At 42.8% G+C, this 24,395-nt stretch carries 26 protein-coding genes; all 26 read left to right on the top strand.

Features of this window, described 5'->3' with window-relative positions:
* The first annotated feature begins 50 nt into the window (after positions 1–50).
* The 26 genes from AC0VX1_RS25885 to AC0VX1_RS25760 all read left to right on the top strand — a co-directional run bounded on the left by AC0VX1_RS25885 (position 51) and on the right by AC0VX1_RS25760 (position 24,395).
* Positions 51–494 carry a low molecular weight protein arginine phosphatase gene (locus tag AC0VX1_RS25885; protein ID WP_034315834.1) on the top strand — a complete coding sequence of 148 codons (444 nt, stop codon included), beginning with the start codon at positions 51–53 and terminating at the stop codon, positions 492–494.
* 333 nt (positions 495–827) lie between these two features.
* Positions 828–1,274 carry a ribose 5-phosphate isomerase B gene (gene rpiB / locus AC0VX1_RS25880; protein ID WP_413007794.1) on the top strand — a complete coding sequence of 149 codons (447 nt, stop codon included), beginning with the start codon at positions 828–830 and terminating at the stop codon, positions 1,272–1,274.
* A 59-nt stretch (positions 1,275–1,333) separates the two neighbouring features.
* Positions 1,334–1,927, top strand: a complete 594-nt coding sequence (locus tag AC0VX1_RS25875) for a TIGR01440 family protein (protein WP_413007795.1) — start codon at positions 1,334–1,336, stop codon at positions 1,925–1,927.
* Positions 1,928–2,298: 371 nt separating this feature from the next.
* Entirely contained in the window at positions 2,299–3,540 is a 1,242-nt protein-coding gene (locus tag AC0VX1_RS25870) for a serine hydroxymethyltransferase (protein WP_053536892.1), read from the top strand.
* A 230-nt stretch (positions 3,541–3,770) separates the two neighbouring features.
* Entirely contained in the window at positions 3,771–4,400 is a 630-nt protein-coding gene (gene upp, locus AC0VX1_RS25865) for a uracil phosphoribosyltransferase (RefSeq protein WP_034315825.1), read from the top strand.
* A 23-nt stretch (positions 4,401–4,423) separates the two neighbouring features.
* A complete protein-coding gene (wecB, locus tag AC0VX1_RS25860; protein WP_063574650.1) occupies positions 4,424–5,566 on the top strand; it encodes a non-hydrolyzing UDP-N-acetylglucosamine 2-epimerase in 1,143 nt (380 codons plus the stop codon).
* An 83-nt stretch (positions 5,567–5,649) separates the two neighbouring features.
* Positions 5,650–7,878 (top strand): S8 family serine peptidase, encoded by a 2,229-nt coding sequence (locus tag AC0VX1_RS25855; protein WP_475469538.1) that lies wholly within the window; start codon positions 5,650–5,652, stop codon positions 7,876–7,878.
* Positions 7,879–8,164: 286 nt separating this feature from the next.
* Positions 8,165–8,533, top strand: a complete 369-nt coding sequence (locus tag AC0VX1_RS25850; RefSeq protein ID WP_034315821.1) for an ATP synthase subunit I — start codon at positions 8,165–8,167, stop codon at positions 8,531–8,533.
* A gap of 22 nt (positions 8,534–8,555) precedes the next feature.
* A complete protein-coding gene (gene atpB, locus AC0VX1_RS25845; protein WP_034315819.1) occupies positions 8,556–9,272 on the top strand; it encodes a F0F1 ATP synthase subunit A in 717 nt (238 codons plus the stop codon).
* Between the two features lie 72 nt (positions 9,273–9,344).
* The gene (gene atpE, locus AC0VX1_RS25840; RefSeq protein ID WP_034315818.1) at positions 9,345–9,569 is read left to right on the top strand and encodes a F0F1 ATP synthase subunit C; all 225 of its coding nucleotides are present in this window, start codon (positions 9,345–9,347) and stop codon (positions 9,567–9,569) included.
* A 150-nt stretch (positions 9,570–9,719) separates the two neighbouring features.
* Complete coding sequence (gene atpF, locus AC0VX1_RS25835; RefSeq protein ID WP_034315815.1) at positions 9,720–10,235, top strand: F0F1 ATP synthase subunit B; 516 nt, start codon at positions 9,720–9,722, stop codon at positions 10,233–10,235.
* Positions 10,232–10,768 (top strand): F0F1 ATP synthase subunit delta, encoded by a 537-nt coding sequence (locus tag AC0VX1_RS25830; RefSeq protein WP_034315814.1) that lies wholly within the window; start codon positions 10,232–10,234, stop codon positions 10,766–10,768. The genes atpF and AC0VX1_RS25830 overlap by 4 nt, the downstream gene beginning before the upstream one ends.
* A 24-nt stretch (positions 10,769–10,792) precedes the next feature.
* Positions 10,793–12,301 carry a F0F1 ATP synthase subunit alpha gene (gene atpA / locus AC0VX1_RS25825; protein ID WP_034315812.1) on the top strand — a complete coding sequence of 503 codons (1,509 nt, stop codon included), beginning with the start codon at positions 10,793–10,795 and terminating at the stop codon, positions 12,299–12,301.
* 37 nt (positions 12,302–12,338) lie between these two features.
* The gene (locus tag AC0VX1_RS25820; protein WP_034315808.1) at positions 12,339–13,199 is read left to right on the top strand and encodes a F0F1 ATP synthase subunit gamma; all 861 of its coding nucleotides are present in this window, start codon (positions 12,339–12,341) and stop codon (positions 13,197–13,199) included.
* Positions 13,200–13,287: 88 nt separating this feature from the next.
* Positions 13,288–14,685, top strand: a complete 1,398-nt coding sequence (gene atpD, locus AC0VX1_RS25815; protein ID WP_413007799.1) for a F0F1 ATP synthase subunit beta — start codon at positions 13,288–13,290, stop codon at positions 14,683–14,685.
* A 25-nt stretch (positions 14,686–14,710) separates the two neighbouring features.
* Positions 14,711–15,112 carry a F0F1 ATP synthase subunit epsilon gene (locus AC0VX1_RS25810; protein ID WP_034315803.1) on the top strand — a complete coding sequence of 134 codons (402 nt, stop codon included), beginning with the start codon at positions 14,711–14,713 and terminating at the stop codon, positions 15,110–15,112.
* Between the two features lie 338 nt (positions 15,113–15,450).
* Entirely contained in the window at positions 15,451–15,825 is a 375-nt protein-coding gene (locus AC0VX1_RS25805) for an NADH-quinone oxidoreductase subunit A (RefSeq protein ID WP_475469537.1), read from the top strand.
* Positions 15,826–15,851: 26 nt separating this feature from the next.
* Positions 15,852–16,328: a NuoB/complex I 20 kDa subunit family protein gene (locus tag AC0VX1_RS25800; protein ID WP_170946902.1), complete on the top strand. Its 477-nt coding sequence runs from the start codon at positions 15,852–15,854 to the stop codon at positions 16,326–16,328.
* Positions 16,329–17,579: an NADH-quinone oxidoreductase subunit C gene (locus AC0VX1_RS25795; RefSeq protein WP_475469536.1), complete on the top strand. Its 1,251-nt coding sequence runs from the start codon at positions 16,329–16,331 to the stop codon at positions 17,577–17,579. It begins immediately after the preceding gene.
* 5 nt (positions 17,580–17,584) lie between these two features.
* Positions 17,585–18,682 (top strand): NADH-quinone oxidoreductase subunit D, encoded by a 1,098-nt coding sequence (locus AC0VX1_RS25790; RefSeq protein WP_034315793.1) that lies wholly within the window; start codon positions 17,585–17,587, stop codon positions 18,680–18,682.
* Positions 18,683–19,690: an NADH-quinone oxidoreductase subunit NuoH gene (gene nuoH / locus AC0VX1_RS25785; protein ID WP_048685830.1), complete on the top strand. Its 1,008-nt coding sequence runs from the start codon at positions 18,683–18,685 to the stop codon at positions 19,688–19,690.
* A gap of 33 nt (positions 19,691–19,723) precedes the next feature.
* On the top strand, positions 19,724–20,143 hold the full coding sequence (gene nuoI / locus AC0VX1_RS25780; protein WP_034315789.1) for an NADH-quinone oxidoreductase subunit NuoI: 420 nt from the start codon (positions 19,724–19,726) through the stop codon (positions 20,141–20,143).
* Positions 20,140–20,658: an NADH-quinone oxidoreductase subunit J gene (locus AC0VX1_RS25775; protein WP_048685826.1), complete on the top strand. Its 519-nt coding sequence runs from the start codon at positions 20,140–20,142 to the stop codon at positions 20,656–20,658. Before nuoI ends, AC0VX1_RS25775 begins: the two co-directional genes overlap by 4 nt.
* On the top strand, positions 20,655–20,969 hold the full coding sequence (gene nuoK, locus AC0VX1_RS25770) for an NADH-quinone oxidoreductase subunit NuoK (protein ID WP_034315785.1): 315 nt from the start codon (positions 20,655–20,657) through the stop codon (positions 20,967–20,969). The genes AC0VX1_RS25775 and nuoK overlap by 4 nt, the downstream gene beginning before the upstream one ends.
* A gap of 34 nt (positions 20,970–21,003) precedes the next feature.
* Entirely contained in the window at positions 21,004–22,875 is a 1,872-nt protein-coding gene (gene nuoL / locus AC0VX1_RS25765; RefSeq protein WP_475469535.1) for an NADH-quinone oxidoreductase subunit L, read from the top strand.
* On the top strand, positions 22,872–24,395 hold the full coding sequence (locus AC0VX1_RS25760; protein WP_413007806.1) for an NADH-quinone oxidoreductase subunit M: 1,524 nt from the start codon (positions 22,872–22,874) through the stop codon (positions 24,393–24,395). The genes nuoL and AC0VX1_RS25760 overlap by 4 nt, the downstream gene beginning before the upstream one ends.

Genomic DNA, 24,395 nt, shown 5'->3' with positions numbered 1-24,395 from the left:
CTATAATAAACGGGCGATAGCTTATAATGAATAAAAAAGGAGGCGTTAAAATGATCCGAGTATTATTTGTATGTACAGGTAACACATGCCGAAGCCCGATGGCAGAAGCGATATTGAAAAACAAGAATATTGCGGGTGTTGAAGTCAAGTCCGCAGGCGTGTATGCTTCGACAGGTCAGGATGCTTCAATGCATGCTAAAAATGTATTGGTTGAAAATGACATAGTGCATAATCATCATTCAGCGCCTTTATCCGCGAAGGAAATGGAGTGGGCGACTCATATCTTCACCATGACGGAAGGGCATAAATCGGCCATTACCCGTTCATATCCCCAAATGATCGATAAGACCTTTACTTTAAAAGAATTCATTCTCGGAGATAAATATGATAGAGATATAATGGATCCGTTCGGCGGTTCTGAAGGCATTTATCGGGAAACTTTCAGAGAGCTGCAGGAATTGATAGATGAATTAGTAAAAAGGCTTAAAAATTGAACTGGCGTACATAATGTGGCCGCTGGGGTAAAAGATATTACTAAGCTTGGTATAGGATCAAGGCAGCATTGGCTGCCATTGCAGAATAAGCATCTGCTGGAGCGGAAGAAGTGACGGCTGTCACAAGCGAACAAGGGGCAGTCATGGAAAATGTCGAAAAATCGGCAATGGAACTTAAAGCGAAAGCGGAAAAGTTGAACAGGACCATTACCCGCTAGCAGGAAACCGGAGTTGGTTTCCTGCTTCTTTGCGGGGAAAAGGATGGACATCCTTTATCTTTTCATAATTTTGTGACACAATAAAATCAAATGAAAAAGCTAGAGGAGGATTATGATGAAAGTTGCGATTGCTTCGGATCATGGTGGTATACATATCCGTGAAGAAATAAAGAATTTAATGAATGAATTACAGATTCCATTTGAGGACTTTGGCTGTGAATGCAGTACGTCGGTGGATTATCCTGATTATGCCTTGCCGGTTGCTGAAAAAGTGGCACGGGGTGAGTTCGATCGGGGCATTTTAATCTGTGGAACTGGAATCGGAATGAGCATTGCTGCCAATAAGGTCAAAGGGATCCGTTGTGCATTGGTTCATGATGTCTATAGTGCAAAGTTGACCCGTCAGCATAATGATACCAATATGTTAGCTATGGGGGAACGTGTCATTGGCCCGGGTCTAGCCAGGGAAATTGCCCAAACGTGGCTGACTTCGGAATTCGAGGGCGGGCGCCATCAAAACAGGATTGGTAAGATTGCGGAGTACGAAGGTAAGCATAGCTAATTCTTTTGGTTTTTGGAGAGTTCCGATAGCAAGTTTTCTTATTGAAAGGATGCGTTTTCATGACAAGTGATGCTACATTTTCAAATGAGCTTGAGATATGGGAAAACCAGTTTCGGGCACTTTTATACGAGTTCCAAGAACAGACGGCTTTAAAAGAGAAACAGCTACTGGTTATCGGCTGCAGTACAAGTGAAGTGATCGGGAAAAGGATCGGTACTGAAGGGACGCTCGATGTTGCTGGGATGATTTTTTCCGTAGTGAGGGATTTTCAAGGGAAAACGGGTGTTCAGGTTGCATATCAATGTTGTGAGCATCTAAACAGGGCCTTGGTTTTAAAAAGGGAAACCGCGATTCGTTATGGTTATGAAGAAGTTTCGGTCGTACCTGTAAGAACAGCTGGGGGATCGATGGCGACGTACGCCTATCAGCAATGGAAAGATGCAGTCGTCGTTGAACATATCAAAGCGGATGCGGGGATAGATATTGGAGACACATTCATTGGTATGCATCTGAAGCATGTTGCAGTTCCGATTCGCTCTGCCATTAAAGAAATAGGACATGCACATGTGACGATGGCAAAAACCCGCCCGAAGCTGATTGGCGGGGAGCGTGCAGTTTATCGGGAACTCTCTGAAAACAAAAGTTGTACTTAATGGGTAAGTAAGACAGCATTTCTCGGATGGGGAATGCTGTTTTTTAATTGAGGCGGGCAAAATCGTAACGCTCAAGGTAAAGGATCAAAAGAAAAAACTTTCCTTTATAGTGCTAATAGAATGGTGATTTCGCTCTTGTAATATAAGGTGAAAGAGCTATTTACCATAATTCTGATGTTAAATACGAACATTTTTAAATGAAAAAACATTTAATGTTCGATAAAATTAGACTATCACTTCTAAATTAGACATGTTAAAATGGAGTAGAATTTTCTAATAACTATTGATATGGCTTTTTCATGCTTTTTGAAGGCATGTTGCACATAAATACTAAAAAGCGAATCACGCACAATTTAAGGAGGAATTACGGAATGAATCGTTTAGCAAAGCAAGATGAGCAAGTGTTTAACGCAATTCAACTGGAATTAGGGCGTCAAAGAAGTAAAATTGAGCTTATTGCTTCTGAAAACTTCGTGAGTGAAGCTGTCATGGAAGCGCAAGGATCGGTCTTGACTAATAAGTATGCAGAAGGATACCCTGGAAAACGTTACTATGGCGGATGTGAGTATGTAGACATCGTTGAAGATCTAGCACGTGAGCGTGCGAAAGAAATTTTCGGAGGCGAGTATGTGAACGTACAGCCTCACTCTGGAGCTCAAGCCAATATGGCCGTTTACTTTACAGTGCTTCAAACTGGCGACACAGTGCTTGGGATGAACCTTTCGCATGGCGGTCACTTAACACATGGAAGTCCAGTAAACTTCAGTGGTGTTAACTACAACTTTGTTGAATATGGTGTAGACGAAAAAGATCACCGTATCGATTACAATGATGTATTGGAAAAAGCGCGTCAACACAAACCTAAATTGATCGTAGCGGGTGCAAGTGCATATCCACGGGAAATCGACTTCAAGCGATTCCGTGAAATTGCGGATGAAGTCGGGGCATATTTAATGGTCGACATGGCGCATATTGCAGGTTTAGTTGCGGCTGGATTACATCAAAGTCCAATTCCTTATGCTGACTTTGTAACGACAACTACTCATAAAACACTTCGCGGACCACGCGGCGGGATGATCATCTGTAAAGAAGAATTCGGTAAGAAGATCGATAAATCCATCTTCCCTGGAATTCAAGGCGGTCCTTTGATGCATGTTATATCAGCTAAGGCTGTTGCATTCGGCGAAGCGCTTCAAGATGATTTTAAAGTATATGCTCAACAAATCATCGACAATGCTAAACGTTTGGGTGAAGGTTTGAAGAAAGAAGGGTTCACTCTTGTTTCTGATGGAACGGACAATCACTTGATTCTTCTTGATGTACGCTCTACAGGGTTAACGGGAAAAATCGCAGAGCATGTTTTGGATGAAATCGGTATTACCGTGAACAAAAATGCGATTCCTTATGACCCGGAAAAACCATTCGTTACCAGCGGTATACGTATTGGGACTGCGGCAGTGACATCACGTGGCTTCGGATTGGAAGACATGGATGAAATAGCTGCTATCATCGGACTTGTATTGAAAAATAATGAAGACGCAGCTAAGCTTGAAGAAGCAAAACAGCGTGTTGAATCATTAGCGAACAAATTTGAATTATATCCTTCATTGTAATATCGGGCCGCTTCCTTTAAAGGGAGCGGTTTTTTCATTTATGGAAGTCGGTGTGTTAGAAGAATCCGAATAGTGAAAATAGGTCTGACAACTAAACCTTTATTGAAGATTGAAACGTTTTTCTGTAAAATAGGTTGAAGTGAAATTTAAAAGACACGAAAATTTTTCTATTCGATTAGGGAAATCATAAAAAAGCGCAAAACTAAGCAATGGAATTGGAGAGATGCCAAATGGGAAAAGTTTATGTTTTCGATCACCCGTTAATTCAACACAAATTAGCCTATATACGTGATATAAATACAGGAACAAAAGAATTCCGTGAACTAGTGGATGAAGTTGCATCATTGATGGCATTTGAAATCACGAGGGATATGCCGCTGGAAGAAGTGGAAATCCAAACGCCTGTAAGCACAGCGAAAGTGAAAATGCTTTCTGGTAAAAAAGTGGGGATCGTCCCGATTTTACGTGCGGGCATAGGGATGGTGGACGGAATCATTAAGCTGATTCCTGCTGCAAAGGTCGGACATGTTGGACTTTACCGTGATCCTGAAACATTGAAACCGGTTGAATATTATGCGAAGATGCCAAGTGACTTGGCAGAAAGGGAATGCATTGTCGTTGACCCGATGCTAGCCACTGGCGGATCAGCCATCGAAGCGATCCATTCCATTAAAAAACGCGGTGCAGTCAATATTAAATTCATGTGTTTGATTGCAGCTCCAGAGGGTGTGGAAGCTTTAAAAGAAGCTCATCCTGATGTTGATATCTATATTGCGGGTCTTGACGAAAAACTGAATGAACATGGTTATATCGTTCCGGGTCTTGGAGACGCAGGAGATCGTTTATTCGGCACAAAATAAAGAAAGAAACTGAGGTGTCACGAATGAACAAACCGATTAAAGTCATGACCATTTTCGGGACGAGACCAGAAGCAGTCAAAATGGCTCCCTTAGTACTCGAATTTCAAAAACACCCAGAATATTTCAAGCCGATCGTTGCTGTTACGGCTCAGCATCGCCAAATGTTAGATCAAGTTCTCGAACTATTTTCCATACAGCCGGATTATGACTTGGACATAATGAAGGAAAGGCAAACGCTTGCTGACATTACAACAAGAGCATTGAATGGTCTTGATTCCGTAATGAAGGAAGCTAAACCAGATATTGTTCTCGTTCATGGTGATACAACCACAACGTTTGTTGCCAGTCTGGCAGCTTTTTATAATCAAATTGTCATTGGGCATGTAGAAGCGGGGCTGCGCACATGGAATAAGTATTCCCCCTATCCGGAAGAGATGAATCGACAGCTTACGGGTACGATGGCGGATTTGCATTTTGCGCCGACTTCGAAAGCCGAGGAGAATCTGCTGAACGAGAACAAGAAGGATAATATCTTCGTGACGGGAAATACGGCAACGGATGCTTTAAAAACGACTGTAAGGTCGACATATTCCCATCCGGTTTTAAATGGACTTGGAGAAGACAGGCTCATTTTGCTTACCGCCCATCGCAGGGAAAATCTAGGGGAACCCATGAGGAATATCTTCAGGGCCGTTAAGAGAATCATTGTTGAGCATGATGATGTTCAAGTGGTATATCCTGTCCATTTAAATCCGCTTGTTCAAGAATTGGCAAACGAAGTTCTCGGGGACGATCCGCGGGTTCACTTGATCGAACCGCTGGATGTATTGGATTTCCATAACTTCGCTTCTAGAGCCTTTCTGATTTTGACTGATTCTGGAGGAATCCAGGAAGAGGCACCGTCACTTGGTGTACCCGTCCTGGTTTTAAGGGATACGACCGAACGTCCTGAGGGGATTACGGCTGGAACCTTAAGATTGGCTGGTACTGATGAACAAACCATATATGATTTGGCACATGAATTGCTCACCGATCAAGAGGTGCACGAAAAAATGTCCAAAGCTTCAAATCCATATGGGGACGGAAATGCTTCGGTCCGCATAGCTGAAGCCATCCGTTACTATTTTAAGCAAGTGAATATGCCGCCAACTAGATTTGAACCATAAAAGAGGAAAAGCCATGCGCTTTTCCTTTTTTTATTTGCATACTCCAAGGTTGTTGAGAAAAGCTAACTGCTAAGGGGATGATTATGTTGGGAAAGAAAACGTTCATAGTGTTTGTTTTCCTTTTTATATTTATTTATCAATATGAAAAGGGCTTTGCAAAAGTCATACTGCCGCCTTTACCAAAACTATCTGAATCTAAGGAAGTAACGGTTGTTGTCACGATGGATAAGGCGTTTAATCGAAAAAAGATCGAAAAACTGCTTGAAAAATATCCATCTCTTCAATTACGGAATGTTTATTCGGTTGCCCTGGATGGATTTTCCCTTCATGGGAAAATGAATGAAATAGAACAACTTAAAAAGGAGGGTGGAATTCATGCAGTAACGGAAGTATCCGTTTATCAAGCCGTGTTGGATAAAAGTGTCCCATACATAGGAGGAGACAGGGTCAGGGGTTTCTTTGATAAGGAGAACCACCGGATCACCGGGAAAGGGATAAAGGTAGGGATAATCGATACGGGCATCGATTATACACATCCAGATTTGCAACGAGCTTATAAAGGAGGTAAGGATCTGGTTGATGGTGATGCAGATCCGATGGAAACCAAAAATCAAGGCGACCTGGATACATTGCATGGCACTCATGTGGCGGGCATCATTGCAGCCAATGGAAAAATGAAAGGCGTCGCACCTGAAGCGGAGATTTACGCATATCGAGCATTGGGGCCAGGCGGTTCTGGAGATACAGATCAAGTGTTGACGGCCATTGAGTCAGCCATGAAGGATAAGGTGGATGTATTGAACCTCTCTCTAGGTAATAACGTCAATGGTCCTGATTTACCTATCTCCCTTGCGTTGAATAAAGCTGTGGAAAGCGGCATTGTTGCCGTGACATCAAACGGGAATTCCGGTCCGGCTGTATGGACCGTCGGTTCACCCGGTACAGCGGAAAAAGCGATTTCCGTTGGGGCTTCGACTCCGCCCTTAAGGGTGCCGTATATGATTTACGGACTTGGATCAAAAAAGCATCAATCGCATTTAACCTTGTTTCAAGGCTCTAAAAAATGGAACCTGACGTTTTCCGAGGATGTCATATATGGGGGACTGGGTAATGAAAAGAACCTAAAGAATGTTCGGGATAAGATTGTGTTGTTGGAACGTGGCACACTTACCTTCCAGCAGAAAGTATCCAATGCAGAAAAGGCGGGTGCGAAGGGGGTAATTGTTTTTAATAATACGAGCGGGACCTTTACTGGAAGCTTGGAAAAAGAAATGAACATCCCGGCTTCTTCTATTAATAGAAGAGATGGATTGCAGCTCAAGCGAATCATGGAGCAAGGGCAGAGCAAAACCGTTCAATTTGTTTATAAGAACGAGCAGGATAGGCTCGCGGATTTCAGCTCCAGGGGACCGGTAACCGTATCATGGGGAATAAAGCCTGACGTATTGGCACCGGGAGTGGAAATTGAAAGCACCATTCCTAAAGGATATATGTCCCTGGATGGAACAAGTATGTCCGCACCGCATGTTGCAGGAGCATGCGCCTTAATCCTGCAAAAACACCCGGAGTGGACTCCTGATCAAGTCAAATCTGCATTGATGAGCACTTCCAAGCCATTGAGGAAAACAGCAAATCAATTGTATCACACATATGAACAGGGGGCTGGGCGCATCCAGGTCGACGAAGCGTTAAAAGCGGACACGCTCTTGAACCCAAGCTCATTGTCATTTGGGATGTATACAAAAAAAGAAGGAATTGAAGAGCATCATGAAACCATAGTCATAGAAAATACCAGTACGGAAATGAGGAAGTACTCATTCATGGTCCCATTAAAAGAGACGGGACTCACTTGGGAATTGCCGAAATCCCTTACTTTGAAACCGAAGGAAAAGAAACGGATAAAAGTCGGATTGCAGGTCAACCCCGCCAAGCTTAAAAAGGGAGTCTTTGATGGATACCTCATTATAATGGAAGGAACCAAAAGAATATCCCTTCCTTATTTATATGTAAAAGAAGAGCCTGATTATCCAAGGATAATGGGATTTGATTTTGGTCAAGGGGACCAGGAAGGCACATATCGATACGAAATGTATCTTCCGCGCGGGGCTGAAGAATTCGGTATTGCCCTTTATGAGGAAGATAGCTTGAAATTCGCTGGATATTTGGATTGGTCCAGATCGGCTCCTTCCGGTTTGATCAAAAAAGATGTATTGAAAAAGGACTTGCCTCCTAAAGGAGTGTATAAAGCGATAATCTTTGCAAGAAGGGGCGGAAGGGAAGATCGGATAGAAAAGACGTTACTTATTGAGTGAACAGAGGCTAATAAGTAAAATAAAACGGATGTCAATAGAAGAAAAAAGATAATTTGTGAACAATTCGTTAATAATTACAAACCTGTGACAAATTTCACTAACCACTCATTGACAATGATTCTAGCCTATTGTATGCTAACTAAGGATGTAAAATGAGAGGGGTTTCATACGTTAATAACGTGTCAAATAGAAGTAAGTTTTTGACCTTCTATTTGGACTTGTTACGGGCAAATTCTCCTAAGCTAAACAAGATACTACAATATTTCTAGGGAGATTACATGACAAAATGCTAGAATTGGAAAAGATGTTCAATAGGCAGCTAAAATACATGTTGTATTTAATGGGTATTTATCTACTTGGGGTGGTTTTCACTTCCCATGATTCAGTCTTCCAAGGATTATTGCTTGGAACTGCCTTCAGCCTATTTATATTCTGGTCAATGGTCAAAAAGAACAAGAAGTTCGCCCAAGAGGTTGCCGAAGGAAAGAAAACGCGCTCCCTTGGTAGTTTAACTAGAATGTCTGTAGCGGGTTTAGCTGCAATTATTGCATTGAGATATCCTGGTGAATTTCAGGTTGTCTGCGTGGTTGTGGGATTAATGACAGTTTACTTTGTCATTATGATAGATTATTTTATGCAAAACATACGTAGGTAGTAAAGAAGAGAGGTGAATACTGTTGAATCATGAAGCTCCTATGTGGGAATTTATGAATACCGGAATACATTTCAACTTGGCTAATGTTCTTATGATGACCATCGCAAGTCTCATTGTCTTCATTATTGCTGTAGCAGCAACTCGAAAACTTGCGATGAAGCCAACAGGTATCCAAAACTTTATCGAATGGGTTATGGATTTTGTGAAAAATATCATCAACAGCAATATGGATTGGCGTACGGGTGGTCAGTTCCTAATGTTGGGAATGACGTTAATATTGTACGTATTTGTTTCAAACATGTTAGGGTTGCCGTTCTCGATTGTAATAGGACATGAACTTTGGTGGAAATCACCTACATCTGATCCGGCAATAACTTTAACTTTGGCAGTTATGGTAATGGGTTTAACTCATTATTATGGTATCAAGATGAGAGGCATGAAAAATTATGCCAAAACTTATGTTCAGCCAATGGGTTTCTTGTTTCCGTTAAAGATTATTGAGGAGTTCGCTAATACGTTAACTCTAGGGTTGCGGCTTTACGGGAATATTTATGCGGGTGAGTTACTATTAACTTTACTTGCTGGACTAGGAACAAGTGGTGTTGTGGGTGCAGCCACTGCTGCATTACCGATGTTAGCTTGGGAAGGGTTTAGTATCTTTGTCGGCTCCATTCAAGCTTTTATCTTTACTATGTTAACGATGGTTTATCTTTCCCATAAAGTAAGTGACGACCATTAATTATAAATATTGTTCATTTAGAACATTATATTGATGAAAAAATAAAACAACATTTCAAGGAGGAAATTTATCATGACAGGTTCTTTAGGTCTTATAGCTGCTGCTATCGCAGTTGGATTAGGTGCACTAGGTGCGGGTATTGGTAACGGTCTTATCGTTGGGCGTACAATTGAAGGAATGGCTCGTCAGCCAGAAGCTCGTGGTATGCTTCAAACTACAATGTTCGTTGGTATTGCATTAGTTGAGGCACTTCCAATCATCGCTGTAGTTATCGCGTTTATTGTAATGGGTAAATAAGATAACTTGAAAAAGTTCAATAATGGCGAAGATGATCCAAGGAGACCCTTCGCCATTGCTCTGTGTTAAAGTGAACATTTATGGCAGTGATACTGTCAATCGAAAATACAGAACTTCAATAGTGAATCTCATGAAGGGAGTGAACCGAGCGTGTTAACAAGCAATTTTGTTCTTGGTCAAGTCCACTTTAATGGTGGAGATATCATATACCAGCTTGTAATCTTTATTATTTTGTTAGCGTTGCTTAAGAAGTTTGCATGGGGTCCGCTAATGGGCATCATGAAAGAACGTGAAGAGCATGTTGCGAATGAAATTGAAGCAGCTGAAGTTAGCCGAAAAGAAGCACTGAAATATTTAGAAGAACAGCGTGAAATCGTAAAACAATCTCGCACTGAAGCGGGACAACTTATAGAGAATGCTAAGCAGCAAGGCGAAGCACAACGCGAAGATATTATTAATCAAGCGCGTGCAGAGGCTGAACGTGTTAAAGAATCAGCAAAACGTGAAATCGTTCAAGAGAGAGAAAAAGCAGTTGCCGCCTTACGCGAGCAAGTAGCTTCATTATCTGTCATGATCGCCTCTAAGGTGATTGAGAAAGAACTTTCATCAGCTGATCAAGAAAAACTAATCAATGAATATATTCAAGAGGCAGGAGAAGGTAAATGAGCGATATAACTGTAGCAGGACGTTATGCTGTAGCTCTTTTCCAAATTGCGAAAGAGCAAAATCTCATTAACCAACTTGAAGAAGAGCTTCGCATAGTGAATGAAGTTTTCACAAATGATAAAGATCTATTAAGCTTCTTGGCTCATCCTAAAATGACTAGAGATGCAAAAAATACAATGCTTGCAAATGCATTTGCAAGTCTTTCGTCTTCCGTTCGAAACACTGTAATGTTAATGGTGGAGCGTCATCGTACAGATGAAGTGATTCCTATGGCACAAGAGTTCATTGAACTTGCGAATGAAGAAAATTCAGTTGCGGATGCGACTGTTTATACAGTAAATCCATTAACTGAAGCTGAAGCGGAGGCTGTGTCTTCAGCTTTTGCTGCAAAGATCGGCAAACGTAATTTGCGTATCACTAATGTTACGGATAGCAATATTCTTGGCGGTATCAAACTTCAAATCGGTAACCGTATTTATGACGGAACGATACGTGGGAAGCTTGATCGCCTTAGCAAACAACTATTAGGTTAATATTCACAGATAGGGGTGAAATTCATGAGCATCAAAGCTGAAGAAATCAGTGCGCTGATTAAAAAGCAGATTGAAAACTATCAGTCGGAAATTAAAGTAAGCGATGTAGGTACAGTAATCACTGTTGGTGATGGTATCGCTCGCGTTCATGGTTTAGACAATGCAATGGCTGGGGAGCTCTTAGAATTTTCTAATGGTTCAATGGGATTGGCACAAAACCTTGAGCAAAATAACGTAGGTGTTGTTATTCTTGGACCATTCAGAGACATTCAAGAAGGCAGTGAAGTACGCCGTACTGGCCGTATCATGGAAGTACCAGTTGGAGAAGAATTAATCGGGCGTGTCGTGAATCCGTTAGGACAGCCATTAGATGGTCTTGGTCCGATCGCTACAACAAAAACTCGCCCAATCGAAAGCCCTGCTACAGGTGTTATGGACCGTAAATCTGTTCATGAACCATTACAAACAGGAATTAAAGCAATCGATGCGCTAGTACCTATCGGACGTGGACAACGTGAGTTAATCATCGGTGACCGTCAAACTGGTAAAACATCAGTTGCGATCGATACAATCCTTAACCAAGCTGACCAAGATATGATCTGTATCTATGTGGCTATCGGTCAAAAAGAATCAACTGTTCGTGGAACTGTTGAAACACTGCGTAAAAATGGCGCATTGGATTACACAATCGTTGTGTCTGCATCAGCTTCTCAACCAGCACCACTTTTATACCTAGCGCCATATGCTGGTGTGACTATGGGTGAAGAGTTCATGTTCGCTGGCAAGCACGTTCTTGTGGTTTATGATGATCTTTCTAAACAAGCATCTGCATACCGTGAACTTTCCTTGCTACTTCGCCGTCCTCCAGGTCGTGAAGCATTCCCAGGGGATGTATTCTACTTGCACTCCCGTTTACTTGAGCGTGCAGCTAAATTGAATGACACTTTAGGTGCCGGTTCAATCACTGCGCTTCCATTTGTTGAAACACAAGCAGGCGACATCTCTGCTTACATTCCAACAAACGTAATTTCCATCACTGATGGACAAATCTTCTTGCAATCCGATTTGTTCTTCTCGGGTGTACGTCCTGCGATTAACGCTGGTCTATCCGTATCCCGTGTTGGTGGATCTGCACAAATTAAAGCGATGAAGAAAGTTGCTGGTACTTTACGTCTAGACTTAGCTTCTTATCGTGAATTGGAAGCATTCTCTCAATTCGGTTCTGATCTTGATGCTGCAACTCAAGCAAAACTTAACCGTGGTGCTCGTACAGTTGAAGTTCTAAAACAAGATCTAAACAAACCGATCAAAGTAGAAAAACAAGTCATGATTTTCTATGCATTGACTAAAGGTCATTTAGATGATATTCCAGTATCGGATATCCTTCGTTTTGAAGAAGAATACTATGTATTCCTAGATCGTTCTCATCCGGAATTATTAGATCACATTCGCACAACGAAAGGTCTTCCTGAAGATGCTGCTATCGTTGCTGCAATTAACGAGTTCAAAAAGAACTTCGTTATTTCTGAATAATAAGGTCTAACTAATTTATAAAGGGTGGTGAGAATGAATGGCCTCTTTACGCGATATTAAGTCTCGGATTACTTCAACGAAAAAGACGAGTCAAATTACAAAAGCGATGCAGATGGTATCTGCTTCTAAAATGAACCGTGCTGAAGCTAATGCTAAAGCATATGTTCCATATATGGATAAAATTCAAGAAGTAGTATCAAGTATTGCGAACGGAAGTACGGGTGCATCTCATCCAATGCTTGTCTCGCGTCCAGTTAAGAAAACCGGTTACCTGGTAATCACATCGGACCGCGGATTGGCAGGAGCATACAATAGTAGTATCCTTCGCCACGTTCATAAAACCATTCTTGAACGCCATAAATCCAATGATGAGTTCGTCATTATCGCAATCGGAAGGGTTGGCCGTGATTTCTTTGTCAGCCGTAACATGCACGTAGAGCTTGAAGTAACTGGAGTTCCTGATCAGCCTTCTTTCGCTGACATTAGCTCCCTTGCAAAATCAACAGTGAATTTGTATCTAAATGAACTGTGTGATGAGCTTTACATGTACTATAACCATTATGTCAGCCCAATCCAGCAGGATGTAACGGAAACGCAAGTCCTTCCGTTAGCTGACTTTAATACTTCCAATGCAGCAATGACTTCTTATGAATTTGAACCGAATGCAGAAGAAATCCTTGAGGTATTACTGCCTCAGTACGCAGAAAGTTTAATTTATGGTGCTTTGCTAGATGGTAAAGCAAGTGAGCACTCTGCACGTATGACTGCAATGAAAAATGCGACCGATAATGCTAAAGAATTGATTGATTCACTTTCATTGCAATATAACCGTGCACGTCAGGCCGCAATTACTCAAGAAATAACGGAAATTGTCGGCGGTGCAGCAGCTTTAGAATAAAAATTATTAAAGGGACGGTCGGACCGGACGATGCTTGGCCGTTCCATAAACTAGATTGTCGTTACAAGCAACGTTAGGAGGGAAAACGATGAATATAGGACGCGTTACTCAAGTTATGGGTCCGGTTGTTGACGTGAAATTCGAAGACGGACAACTTCCTAAGATCTATAACGCGTTAAGAATCGAAAATACAGCGTCTGGTACAGGACTAACTCTTGAAGTAGCCCTTCAACTAGGTGATAATACAGTTCGTACTGTAGCAATGTCTTCCACTGATGGTTTAACCCGTGGTGCAGAGACTGTTGATACAGGAGCTCCAATTTCCGTTCCTGTAGGTGAAGTAACACTAGGCCGCGTTTTCAACGTATTAGGGGAAAACATTGACCTATTCGAACCACTTACAGCAGAGGTGCGCCGTGATCCAATTCACAGACAAGCACCAACTTTTGAGGACTTATCAACAACAGTTGAAATTCTTGAAACTGGTATTAAAGTAGTAGATTTACTTGCTCCTTACATCAAAGGTGGTAAAATCGGTCTCTTCGGTGGAGCCGGTGTTGGTAAAACTGTACTTATCCAAGAACTTATCAATAACATCGCACAAGAGCACGGCGGTATCTCGGTATTCGCTGGTGTAGGTGAGCGTACTCGTGAAGGTAATGACCTTTTCTACGAGATGACTGATTCCGGTGTTATCAAGAAAACGGCAATGGTATTCGGACAAATGAACGAGCCGCCAGGTGCACGTATGCGTGTAGCTCTTAGCGGTTTGACAATGGCTGAATATTTCCGTGACGAACAAGGACAAGACGTTCTATTCTTCATCGATAACATTTTCCGTTTCACACAAGCAGGTTCTGAGGTTTCCGCCCTACTAGGACGTATGCCTTCAGCGGTTGGTTACCAACCAACTCTTGCTACTGAAATGGGCCAATTGCAAGAACGTATCACTTCAACAAATAAAGGTTCAGTTACATCCATTCAAGCGATCTATGTACCTGCCGATGACTATACGGATCCGGCTCCAGCTACAACTTTCGCTCACTTGGATGCAACAACTAACCTTGAGCGTAAACTTTCTGAAATGGGTATCTACCCTGCAGTTGATCCATTGGCGTCTTCTTCTCGTGCCCTTAGCCCAGAAGTCGTTGGGGCTGAGCACTATAAAGTGGCTCGTCAAGTGCAATCGACTTTACAGAAATATAAAGAACTTCAAGATATTATTGCCATCTTAGGTATGGACGAATTAAGCGAAGACGAAAAAGTAATCGTTCAACGTGCTCGTAGAATTCAAAACTTCTTGTCACAAAACTTCCACGTGGCTGAACAATTCACTGGTCAAAAGGGATCTTATGTACCAGTTAAAGAAACAGTCCAAGGATTCAAAGATATCCTAGCTGGAAAATATGACGAACTTCCAGAAGATGCTTTCCGTCTAGTTGGCCGCATCGAAGAAGTTGTTGCTAAAGCAAAAGAAATGGCTTAATTAAAGGGACCTAGGAGGGAATGAAATGAAGACCATTAAAGTCAATGTTGTTACTCCCGATGGCCCAGTATATGATGCAGAAGTTGAAATGGTAAGCACTAAAGCTAAAAGCGGTGAGCTGGGAATCATGGCTGGACACGTTCCAACTGTAGCCCCGCTTACCATTGGTGCTGTCCGTCTTAAAAATGGAAGCAACACAGACTATGTAGCTGTAAATGGTGGCTTCTTAGAAGTTCGCCCTGATGTGGTAACCATTTTAGCTCAATCTGCTGAAAGAGCTGAAACTATCGATCTTGCACGTGCTCAAGCAGCAAAGGCCCGTGCTGAACAAAGATTGCAGAACAATGATGGATCAAATGATGCCAAAAGAGCTGATTTAGCGCTTAAACGTGCAATCAACCGAATCCAAATTGCAGAAATGCGATAACTTTAATTGATGAAAACACCTGATCAAACCATTCGTGGTAAGATCAGGTGTTTTTTTATCCAGTTGGTTTTTGAAGATCATTGACATGGAATATCAGAATTAGGAAAAAATGTCGAATTATAGAGTAAAGTATTTTCCATTTTAAACCTTAACTCGTCGACATGCTTTTATCCTAATGTTATAATGTATACGCTTACATTTATTGCTTCATACCCCTCCTTTCACGTAGCTTCTAAAAGAATGTTACCCTGCATAATATTTATAACGTATCCAAACTGAAGACAAGCAAACTTAAATTGTAGCCATTTAACATGATATATCCATAAAGGGAGATGAACATGGGACAGCTGCATATTTACCAAAATAATTATTTAATTGTATTTGTTTTCCTTTGTCTCGGAATTTTATTACCTGTGATCGCTTTATTTCTTGGTAGACTGCTAAGGCCTTATAAACCAACAGATATGAAGTATATGACTTATGAAAGCGGAATCGAACCTTTTCAGGATTCAAGGGTTCAATTCAATGTCAGGTATTATCTATTTGGATTGATGTTCGTCATATTTGATGTGGAAACGGTTTTTCTTTACCCATGGGCGGTTGCCTATGATGAACTCGGACTGTTTGCATTGATTGAAATGCTGTTTTTTGTCGTGATCCTTATGCTAGGGCTAATCTATGCTTGGAAAAAGAAGGTGTTAAAGTGGAATTGAAGTTGGATGAACTTACCCCTAAAGAAATGGAAGAAATGCGCCACAGTATTTTCTTATCCACACTTGAACAAATAAAAGGCTGGGCTAGAAGTAACTCACTCTGGCCAATGACTTTCGGTTTGGCATGTTGTGCAATTGAAATGATGGGTGTCGGCTCCTCTCATTATGATTTGGACCGATTTGGTTCTTTTTTTCGGACATCCCCCAGACAATCGGATGTCATGATTGTTTCAGGAACGGTAACGAAAAAAATGGCTCCAATAATAAGTAGATTATACGAACAAATGCCAGAACCGAAATGGGTTATTGCAATGGGCTCCTGTGCAACTGCTGGCGGGCCTTATGTTCACTCTTACTCAGTGGTCAAAGGGGTCGATCAAATTGTACCTGTCGATGTATATATACCGGGTTGTCCCCCAAACCCAGCTGCACTTATTTACGGGATCAATAAATTAAAAGAAAAAATCCGTTATGAGGCGAAAACCGGAAAGCGGGTGATATAGATGAGTGAAAAGGAAGACTTAGCGAAACAAAAGGCAGAGGCCGCGGCCAGGGCGAAGGCTGTAGCATTGGCCCGAAAACAGGCGAAAGAAGTAGCGGCAGAAAAGCCGGAAGTCGACATGGATATAGCGAAGCAGAAGGCGGCGGCAGCGGCCAAGGCGAAAGCAGCCGCGCTGGCCAAAAAACAGGCGAAAGAAGAAGAAGCGGCAGAAAAGCCGGAAGGTGAAATGGATATAGCGAAGCAAAAGGCGGCGGCAGCGGCCAAGGCAAAGGCAGCCGCGCTGGCCAAAAAACAGGCGAAAGAAGAAGCGGCAGAAAAGCCGGAAGGTGAAATGGATATAGCGAAGCAGAAGGCGGCGGCAGCGGCCAAGGCGAAAGCAGCCGCGCTGGCCAAAAAACAGGCGAAAGAAGAAGAAGCGGCAGAAAAGCCGGAAGGTGAAATGGATATAGCGAAGCAAAAGGCGGCGGCAGCGGCCAAGGCAAAGGCAGCCGCACTGGCCAAAAAACAGGCGAAAGAAGAAAAAGCGGGAGAAAAGCCGGAAGGTGAAATGGATATAGCGAAGCGAAAGGCTGCGGCAGCGGCATTGGCCCGGAAACAGGTGAAAGAAGAAGCGGGAGAAAAGCCGGAAGGCGAAATCGATGCAGCGAAGCAAAAGGCGGCGGCAGCGGCCAAGGCGAAGGCAGCAGCCGCTGCCAAAGCGAAAGCGGCTGCTGCTGCGAAGAACAGGACAGCTGCACAGGAAAGCGAGGAAGCTGACACCCCTAGCGAAATTTCCGCAAATCAGTCGAAACTCGGTCAAATTGTTTCTGCTATTGAAAGCCATGTAGGACAAGGGGCATTATTAGAGAACTATATTAATAGACTATCAAAAGATGTACCCACTTTAGTGGCTAATCCGGATACATATTTCTCAATAGCCAAATTTCTGCGGTATGATGAACGACTTGACTTTTCGTATTTATCGGAACTTCATGGTACGGATTTTGAATCCCATATGGAAATCTATGTACATTTACACTCATTCAAAATGAACCAATCAGTTGCCTTGAAGGTGAAGCTTGATAGGGATACTCCCGTTATCCCATCATTGGTCCCATTATGGTCAGGTGCAAATTGGCCAGAATGTGAGGCGTATGATTTATTGGGCATTAACTTTTATGAACACCCTGATTTAAAGCGGATTTTACTTGGGGAAGATTGGAAGGGATATCCCCTTAGAAAAGATTATGAGCCTTATGATGTGGAGGTGTAAGCCCTATGTTAAGGACGGAAGAAATGCTTCTCAATGTCGGGCCGCAGCATCCGAGTACACATGGTGTTTTTCGGCTTGTCATCAAGATTGACGGTGAGATTATCAAAGAGGCTACACCTGTCATCGGGTATCTGCATCGCGGTACGGAAAAACTAGCGGAAAATCTGCAATATACTCAAATAATCCCATATACTGACCGGCTCGATTATCTGGCGGCAATGACAAATAATTATGTACTTTGCCATGCTGTTGAGACAATGATGGGGGTTGAGATCCCTGAAAGGGCAGAATATTTGCGGGTCATCGCAATGGAATTGGGCAGAGTTGCAAGCCACCTCGTCTGGTGGGGTACATACTTGCTGGATATAGGTGCGACGAGTCCTTTCCTTTACGCATTCCGAGAACGTGAAATGATCGTTAATTTATTGACTGAATTGTCAGGGGCACGCCTAACATTCAATTATATGCGTGTCGGAGGTGTGAAATGGGATGCTCCTGAAGACTGGATTGCGAAGGTTGCCGAATTTGTCCCTTATATGAGGGAGCAGCTTGCCGGTTACCATGAGCTTGTGACAGGGAATGAAATCTTTGTTAATCGGGTTAAAGGGGTGGGCATCTATTCGAAGGAAGAAGCCTTGCAGTATTCGCTTAGCGGTGCCAACTTAAGGTGTACAGGTGTGAAGTGGGATTTACGAAAAAATGAACCATATTCCATTTATGACAGGTTCACATTCGATGTTCCTACAAGGGAAGAGGGTGATGCCTTTTCACGCTATCATTGTAGAATGGAAGAAATCGAAGAGTCACTGAAAATCATCGAGCAGGCGGTTGAGCAATTTCCAGAAGGGCCGGTCCTTGCTAAGGTCCCTAAAATAATAAAGGTTCCTAAGGGTGAGGCATTTGTCCGAATTGAATCACCAAGAGGGGAAATAGGCTGTTATATCGCGAGTGAAGGGAAAAAGGAGCCATACCGCTTGAAATTCCGCAGACCTTCGTTTTATAATCTGCAAATTCTTCCGAAATTATTGGAGGGGGAAAATATGGCGAACTTGATAACGATTTTAGGTGCAATCGATATCGTGTTAGGGGAGGTGGATGGATAAATGATCAAGGATCTTCTCCACTCCGCTCCAAGCCTACTGAATTTTGGCATTTTTTTCGGTTTGGCAGTCCTGCTCCTGTTTGTCGTATTAGGGTTTGTAACCTATGGAATCCTTTCAGAGCGTAAAATCATGGGATTCATGCAGATGCGTGTCGGCCCAAACCAAATTGGAGGGAAATGGGGTCTTTTACAGACCGTTGCTGATGTTTTGAAACTTCTGATCAAGGAAGATACGATACCCAAGAAAGCTGATAAGCCGTTATATATTTTAGCTCCGGTAATTGCTTTTGCTCCCGCTTTCATGGTCCTTGCCACCTTGCCGTTCACCGATGCCTTCCAATTTGCTGATATAGGTGTCGGACTGCTTTATTATATGGCGATTTCCGGCATATCGACCATCGGCATCGTCACTGCAGGTTGGGCATCCAATAATAAGTATTCTTTGATTGGCGGAATGAGGGCAGCCGCGCAAATGATATCTTATGAGATCCCTTTGGTGATGTCGCTAGTGGGCATCGTCCTCATAACAGGCAGTTTAAACTTGAATGATATAGTCGCAGCCCAGGAAAAGGTTTGGTTCATTTTTCTTCAGCCGGTTGCGTTCATCGTGTTTTTCATTGCATCGGTTGCCGAGTTGAACAGGGTTCCTTTTGACCTTCCGGAAGCGGAATCCGAACTTGTAGCAGGCTATCATGTTGAATACTCTGGATTTCGCTGGGCCTTCTTTATGTTATCCGAATATGTGTATATGTTTGCAATGGCAACGCTAACCACTGTATTATTTTTAGGGGGATGGAATTCTATTCCGTTTTTGGATTTTATTCCGGCGGCCATCTGGTTCGGTCTGAAGTTCAGTGCCGTATTCTATATATTGGTCTGGATCCGTGTAACCTTTCCTCGGATAAGGGCTGATCAATTGATGGAATTCGGATGGAAAGTGCTGCTTCCGGTTGCATTGGCAAATATATTTTTGACGGCACTAATAAAAGAATTGCTTAACCTTTTTTAGAAACTTAAGCTGGTCGGAAAGCGAGGGATTTATATGCTTGGTTTAGCAAAAGGTTTAACCTATACATTAAAGAACTTGACGAGGAAAAAAGTGACCTATGACTACCCAAATGAGCCGCTTCCGCTCCCTGACCGATTTCGCGGAATCCAAAAATTCTATCCTGAAAAGTGTATCGTATGCAATCAATGCGTGACGATTTGTCCAACGGATTGTATTCAATTAACTGGTAAGAAACATCCGGACCCGTCGAAAAAAGGGAAAATCATCGAGACGTATGACATCAATTTCGAGATTTGCATTTTATGTGATTTATGTACGGAGGTCTGCCCTACAGAAGCGATCGTGATGACGAATCAATTCGAGCTTGCCGAGTATAGCCGTGATCATCTATTTAAAAACCTGGAGTGGCTGGATGAAAATGATGAAAATATCCGGAAGGTGAATAAAGTATGAGTTTGTCGGGTGAATTAATTGCCTTTATTGGTTTGGCACTTGTCGCGATAGTAGGCGGGGTGTTGCTGATTACCTTAACAAAAGTGGTGCACATGGTTATCGCACTTGTTTTTACTTTCTTGGGCATTGCAGGCATTTATATGTTGCTCTCGGCAGAGTTTGTCGCCATTGTCCAAATCCTTATTTATTCAGGGGCAATTACGATCGTGATGCTATTCGGGATTATGCTGACAAAACACCAGGAAAATGATGCACCGGCTAAAGGGGGCTGGGGGAATTTCTCCTTGCTGGCAGCGATTGCCGGATTTGCCGTAGCGGTGTATCTGGGGATTTATAATCTAGATATACCTGTACAGCCAACGGCGTTGCATGAGGAAAATACAAAGCAAATAGGAATCGAACTTTTTTCAAAATATGTAATTCCATTTGAAGTGATGTCGGTACTCCTGCTTGTTGCTTTAGTCGGTGCCATCGTATTGGCTAAAAAAGATGATGAGGAGGGAGATCGATCATGACGGGAGTTCCTTTGTCGGCTTATCTTGTATTGGCTCTCGTTTTATTTTGTATAGGGCTGTATGGTGCCTTGACGAAAAGAAATGCGGTCATTGTTTTGATTTCAATCGAGCTGATGCTGAACGCTGCAAATATCAATTTAGTGGCCTTCAGTAAATTCGGGGTAACGCCATCCATTACGGGTCAAGTTTTTTCCTTATTCACGATTACGATTGCTGCAGCTGAGGCAGCTGTAGGGCTGGCCATTCTAATGTCCCTTTATCGCAATCGTAAGACGGTCAATGTCGATGAAATGGAAATGATGAAGAATTGAAGGTTTATATAATTGAAGAAGGGGATTTGATACGATGATGGAGCACGCATGGCTCATACCGATCTTTCCACTCGTCACGTTTCTGGTTCTGCTTCTATCAGGCGGGCGGTTGCGGGAACGAGGCGCTTTTATAGGAATAATATGTACAGTGGCTTCGTTCGTTTTATCGTTGCTTGTCCTGATCGAGCGATTTAAAGAACCTACTTATAATATATCGATAGATTGGCTTTCCTTCGGAGGGACGCAACTTTCAGCTGGGTTCGAAATCAATCAGCTCAATGCCTTGATGCTTGTGGTCGTTTCCCTTGTCAGCCTGCTTGTCCAGATATATTCGAAGGGGTATATGAAGGGTGAAGTGCGATTCTCCATTTTTTATGCTTATCTGGGCTTCTTCACCTTTGCCATGCTTGGACTAGTCATGGCCCCCAATTTATTACAACTTTATATCTTCTGGGAATTGGTCGGGGTGGGGTCTTTCCTGCTCATTGGTTTTTACTTTTATAAACTGGAAGCTAAGGCTGCGGCGAAGAAGGCATTCATCATGACCAGGATTGGGGATGTAGGGCTATTAATCGGCATCATTCTACTATTCTGGGAAACAGGCAGCTTTGAATATGGAGAGATCTTTCAAGCCGTTCAGTCGGGCATGATATCAAGTGAAAAATTGACATTAATTGCTATTTTGATTTTTATCGGTGCGGTTGGGAAGTCTGGACAATTTCCACTTCATACATGGCTTCCGGACGCAATGGAAGGCCCGACTCCGGTTTCCGCATTGATACACGCAGCAACCATGGTTGCTGCAGGGGTATACCTGGTGGCGGCCATGTTTCCGTTATTCATGGCTAGTTCTGCTGCGATGCAGGTAGTGGCCATAACAGGTGGGATTACAGCCATACTTGCTGCAAGTATGGCCATAGTGCAAAAGGATGTTAAACGTGTATTGGCCTATTCGACCATCTCTCAGCTTGGTTTTATGATGCTTGCTTTGGGTACTTCGGGATATGTGGCCGGGGTGTTTCATTTAATGACCCATGCCTTTTTTAAAGCTTTGCTGTTTTTGGCAGCAGGCAGTGTTATTCATGCTATACATACACAGGATATGGAAAAAATGGGCGGCTTATGGCGCAAGTTGAATTGGACCGGTCCGCTGTTCTTGACTGGCACGTTGGCGATATCGGGGTTTCCGTTGCTCTCGGGCTTTTTCAGTAAAGATGAAATTCTAATGGCAGCTTGGGAGAATGGTAGTTATATATTGTTTGGTCTAGCGGTGGTTACCTCCTTTTTAACTGCGTTTTATATGTTCCGGCTGTTTTTCATGATGTTTGCAGGCGATTCACGCAGTCAGGCAGAACAGGTCAAGGAATCACCTTTCATCATGCTAATTCCCATGCTCGCATTGGCATTGCTTGCTGTAATCGGTGGGTATATCCAAACACCGTGGTTTGGAACTTTTCTTGGGGAATGGCTTGTGGAGGGAAATGAATCTCTTCTAGGCGCCAGCCATAGTGAGGGGCCCGTATGGATAATGTTGATGGCCGTGCTTGTGTCGCTGGCCGGGATTTACCTTGCTTATATGATATACGTTAAAAAGAATTTATCTCGGGAATGGCTTGTCAAAGAAAACTCCGAGGTATATAGGATTTTGGAAAATAAGTATTACATTGATGAGATTTATCATTTTACTGCAGGCTATGCAATCAAAGGCTTAAGTATATTCCTATCTTATATTGAAAGGTTCATTGTCGGTGGACTTGTTTCCACTGTAACAAGTTCAATAGAAGGATTGGGGAAAATAGGGTCTAAACTGCAAACGGGACAGGTACAGCAATATGGCATGATAGCCTTTTTGGGACTTGCGGTACTGTTGGTGATTTTTGCAGTAACTGGGGGGTATCTAAGATGAATGTCTATTTGCTCTCGCTTTTAGTGTTTTCACCGCTGCTGGGCATCGTGATGGTTGCCCTCATGCCGAAAAAAGAGGAAAGGACGATTAAACAATTTGGTTTTTTCGGAACACTGCCTCCCCTTTTCCTATCATTCTTTCTTTGCAGCCAATATTATTCGGGTGTGGCCCTATCCATATTTGACATTAAGTTGAATTGGATCAGGTTTGGAAATTTGGAGATGTATGATCCCAAGCTCTTCACGGTTGATTTTGAGTTGGGGCTGGATGGCTTAAGTCTCATCTTCATATTACTGACAACAATCATTTCATCACTGGCCGCAATCGCATCCATTTATATAAAAAAAGAATGGAAAGGGTATTATTTATTATTTTTGATCCTGGAGATTGGAATGCTCGGTGTCTTCACGGCAGAAAATTTGATCCTTTTCTTCATCTTTTTCGAAATGACTTTGATTCCTGCTTTCTTTTTGATTGGCAGATGGGGCTTTCTGGAGAGGGAGAAAGCTTCTTATAGTTTTCTGATCTATAATGGCATTGGTTCGGCTGTTTTATTGGTGGCCATTTTGATTTTGTTTGCCAGGACAGGTACGACCAACATTACAGCATTGACACAGATGATGACAATGGGCGGCGTTTCGCTTTTTGCACCCATATCCGGTTCGATGAAATATGGTTTATGTCTTGCATTTCTCGTGGCATTTGCGATAAAGCTGCCGGTCTTTCCCTTTCATAGCTGGATGGTGCGGGTCCATGCAGAAGCACCTCCATCCATAGTCATGATACATGCCGGTGTCTTATTGAAAATTGGGGCGTACGGAATCATCAGGTTTGGAATGGGGATATTTCCTGAACAATATAAAAGCTTGGCCTTTACCATAGTCCTATTTGGGGTCCTCAGTTTTTTATATGGTGCTTTTCTGGCATTGGTACAAACGGATTTCAAGCTCGTTTTAGCCTACTCATCAATCTCGCATATGGGTATCGTCATGATGGGGCTGGGAGCCTTGAATGAAGCGGGCATTCAGGGAGCTGTTTTTCAAGTCATCTCACACGGGCTAATTGCTGCCTTGTTGTTTTTCTTGGTGGGGGCGTTGTATGAGCGTACAGGGACCACGATGCTTCCTAAGCTTGGAGGGCTGGCCAAATCGATGCCGATTTTTTCAGGGTTTATGTTAGCTTCTGGGATGGCTTCACTCGGTTTGCCTGGCATGTCCGGTTTCATCAGTGAATTCATGGTATTTCTTGGCTTATTCAAGAGTCAGCCGTTGCTTGCGGCAATAGGGGTGATCGGGCTGGTATTAACCGCTGTTTATGTACTGAGGGCGGTCATGCTTATGACTTTCGGGAAAAATGATAGCTTGATAGAAAAAGAGAATTGGGACCTAAGGGGCTGGGAGTTTTTGCCGGTGTTGGTTCTTCTCGGTTTGATAATATCTGTTGGGGTATACCCAAATTTGTTAGGCGGGCCTCTTCAAGGAACGATTGAAGCCATGATGCTTGCTCTAGGGGGGCGATGA

The sequence above is a fragment of the Peribacillus sp. QJM3NY_7 genome, assembly GCF_056173225.1.
The sequence above is the reverse complement of the archived record's forward strand: the minus strand, read 5'-3'. Positions and strand labels throughout refer to the sequence as shown.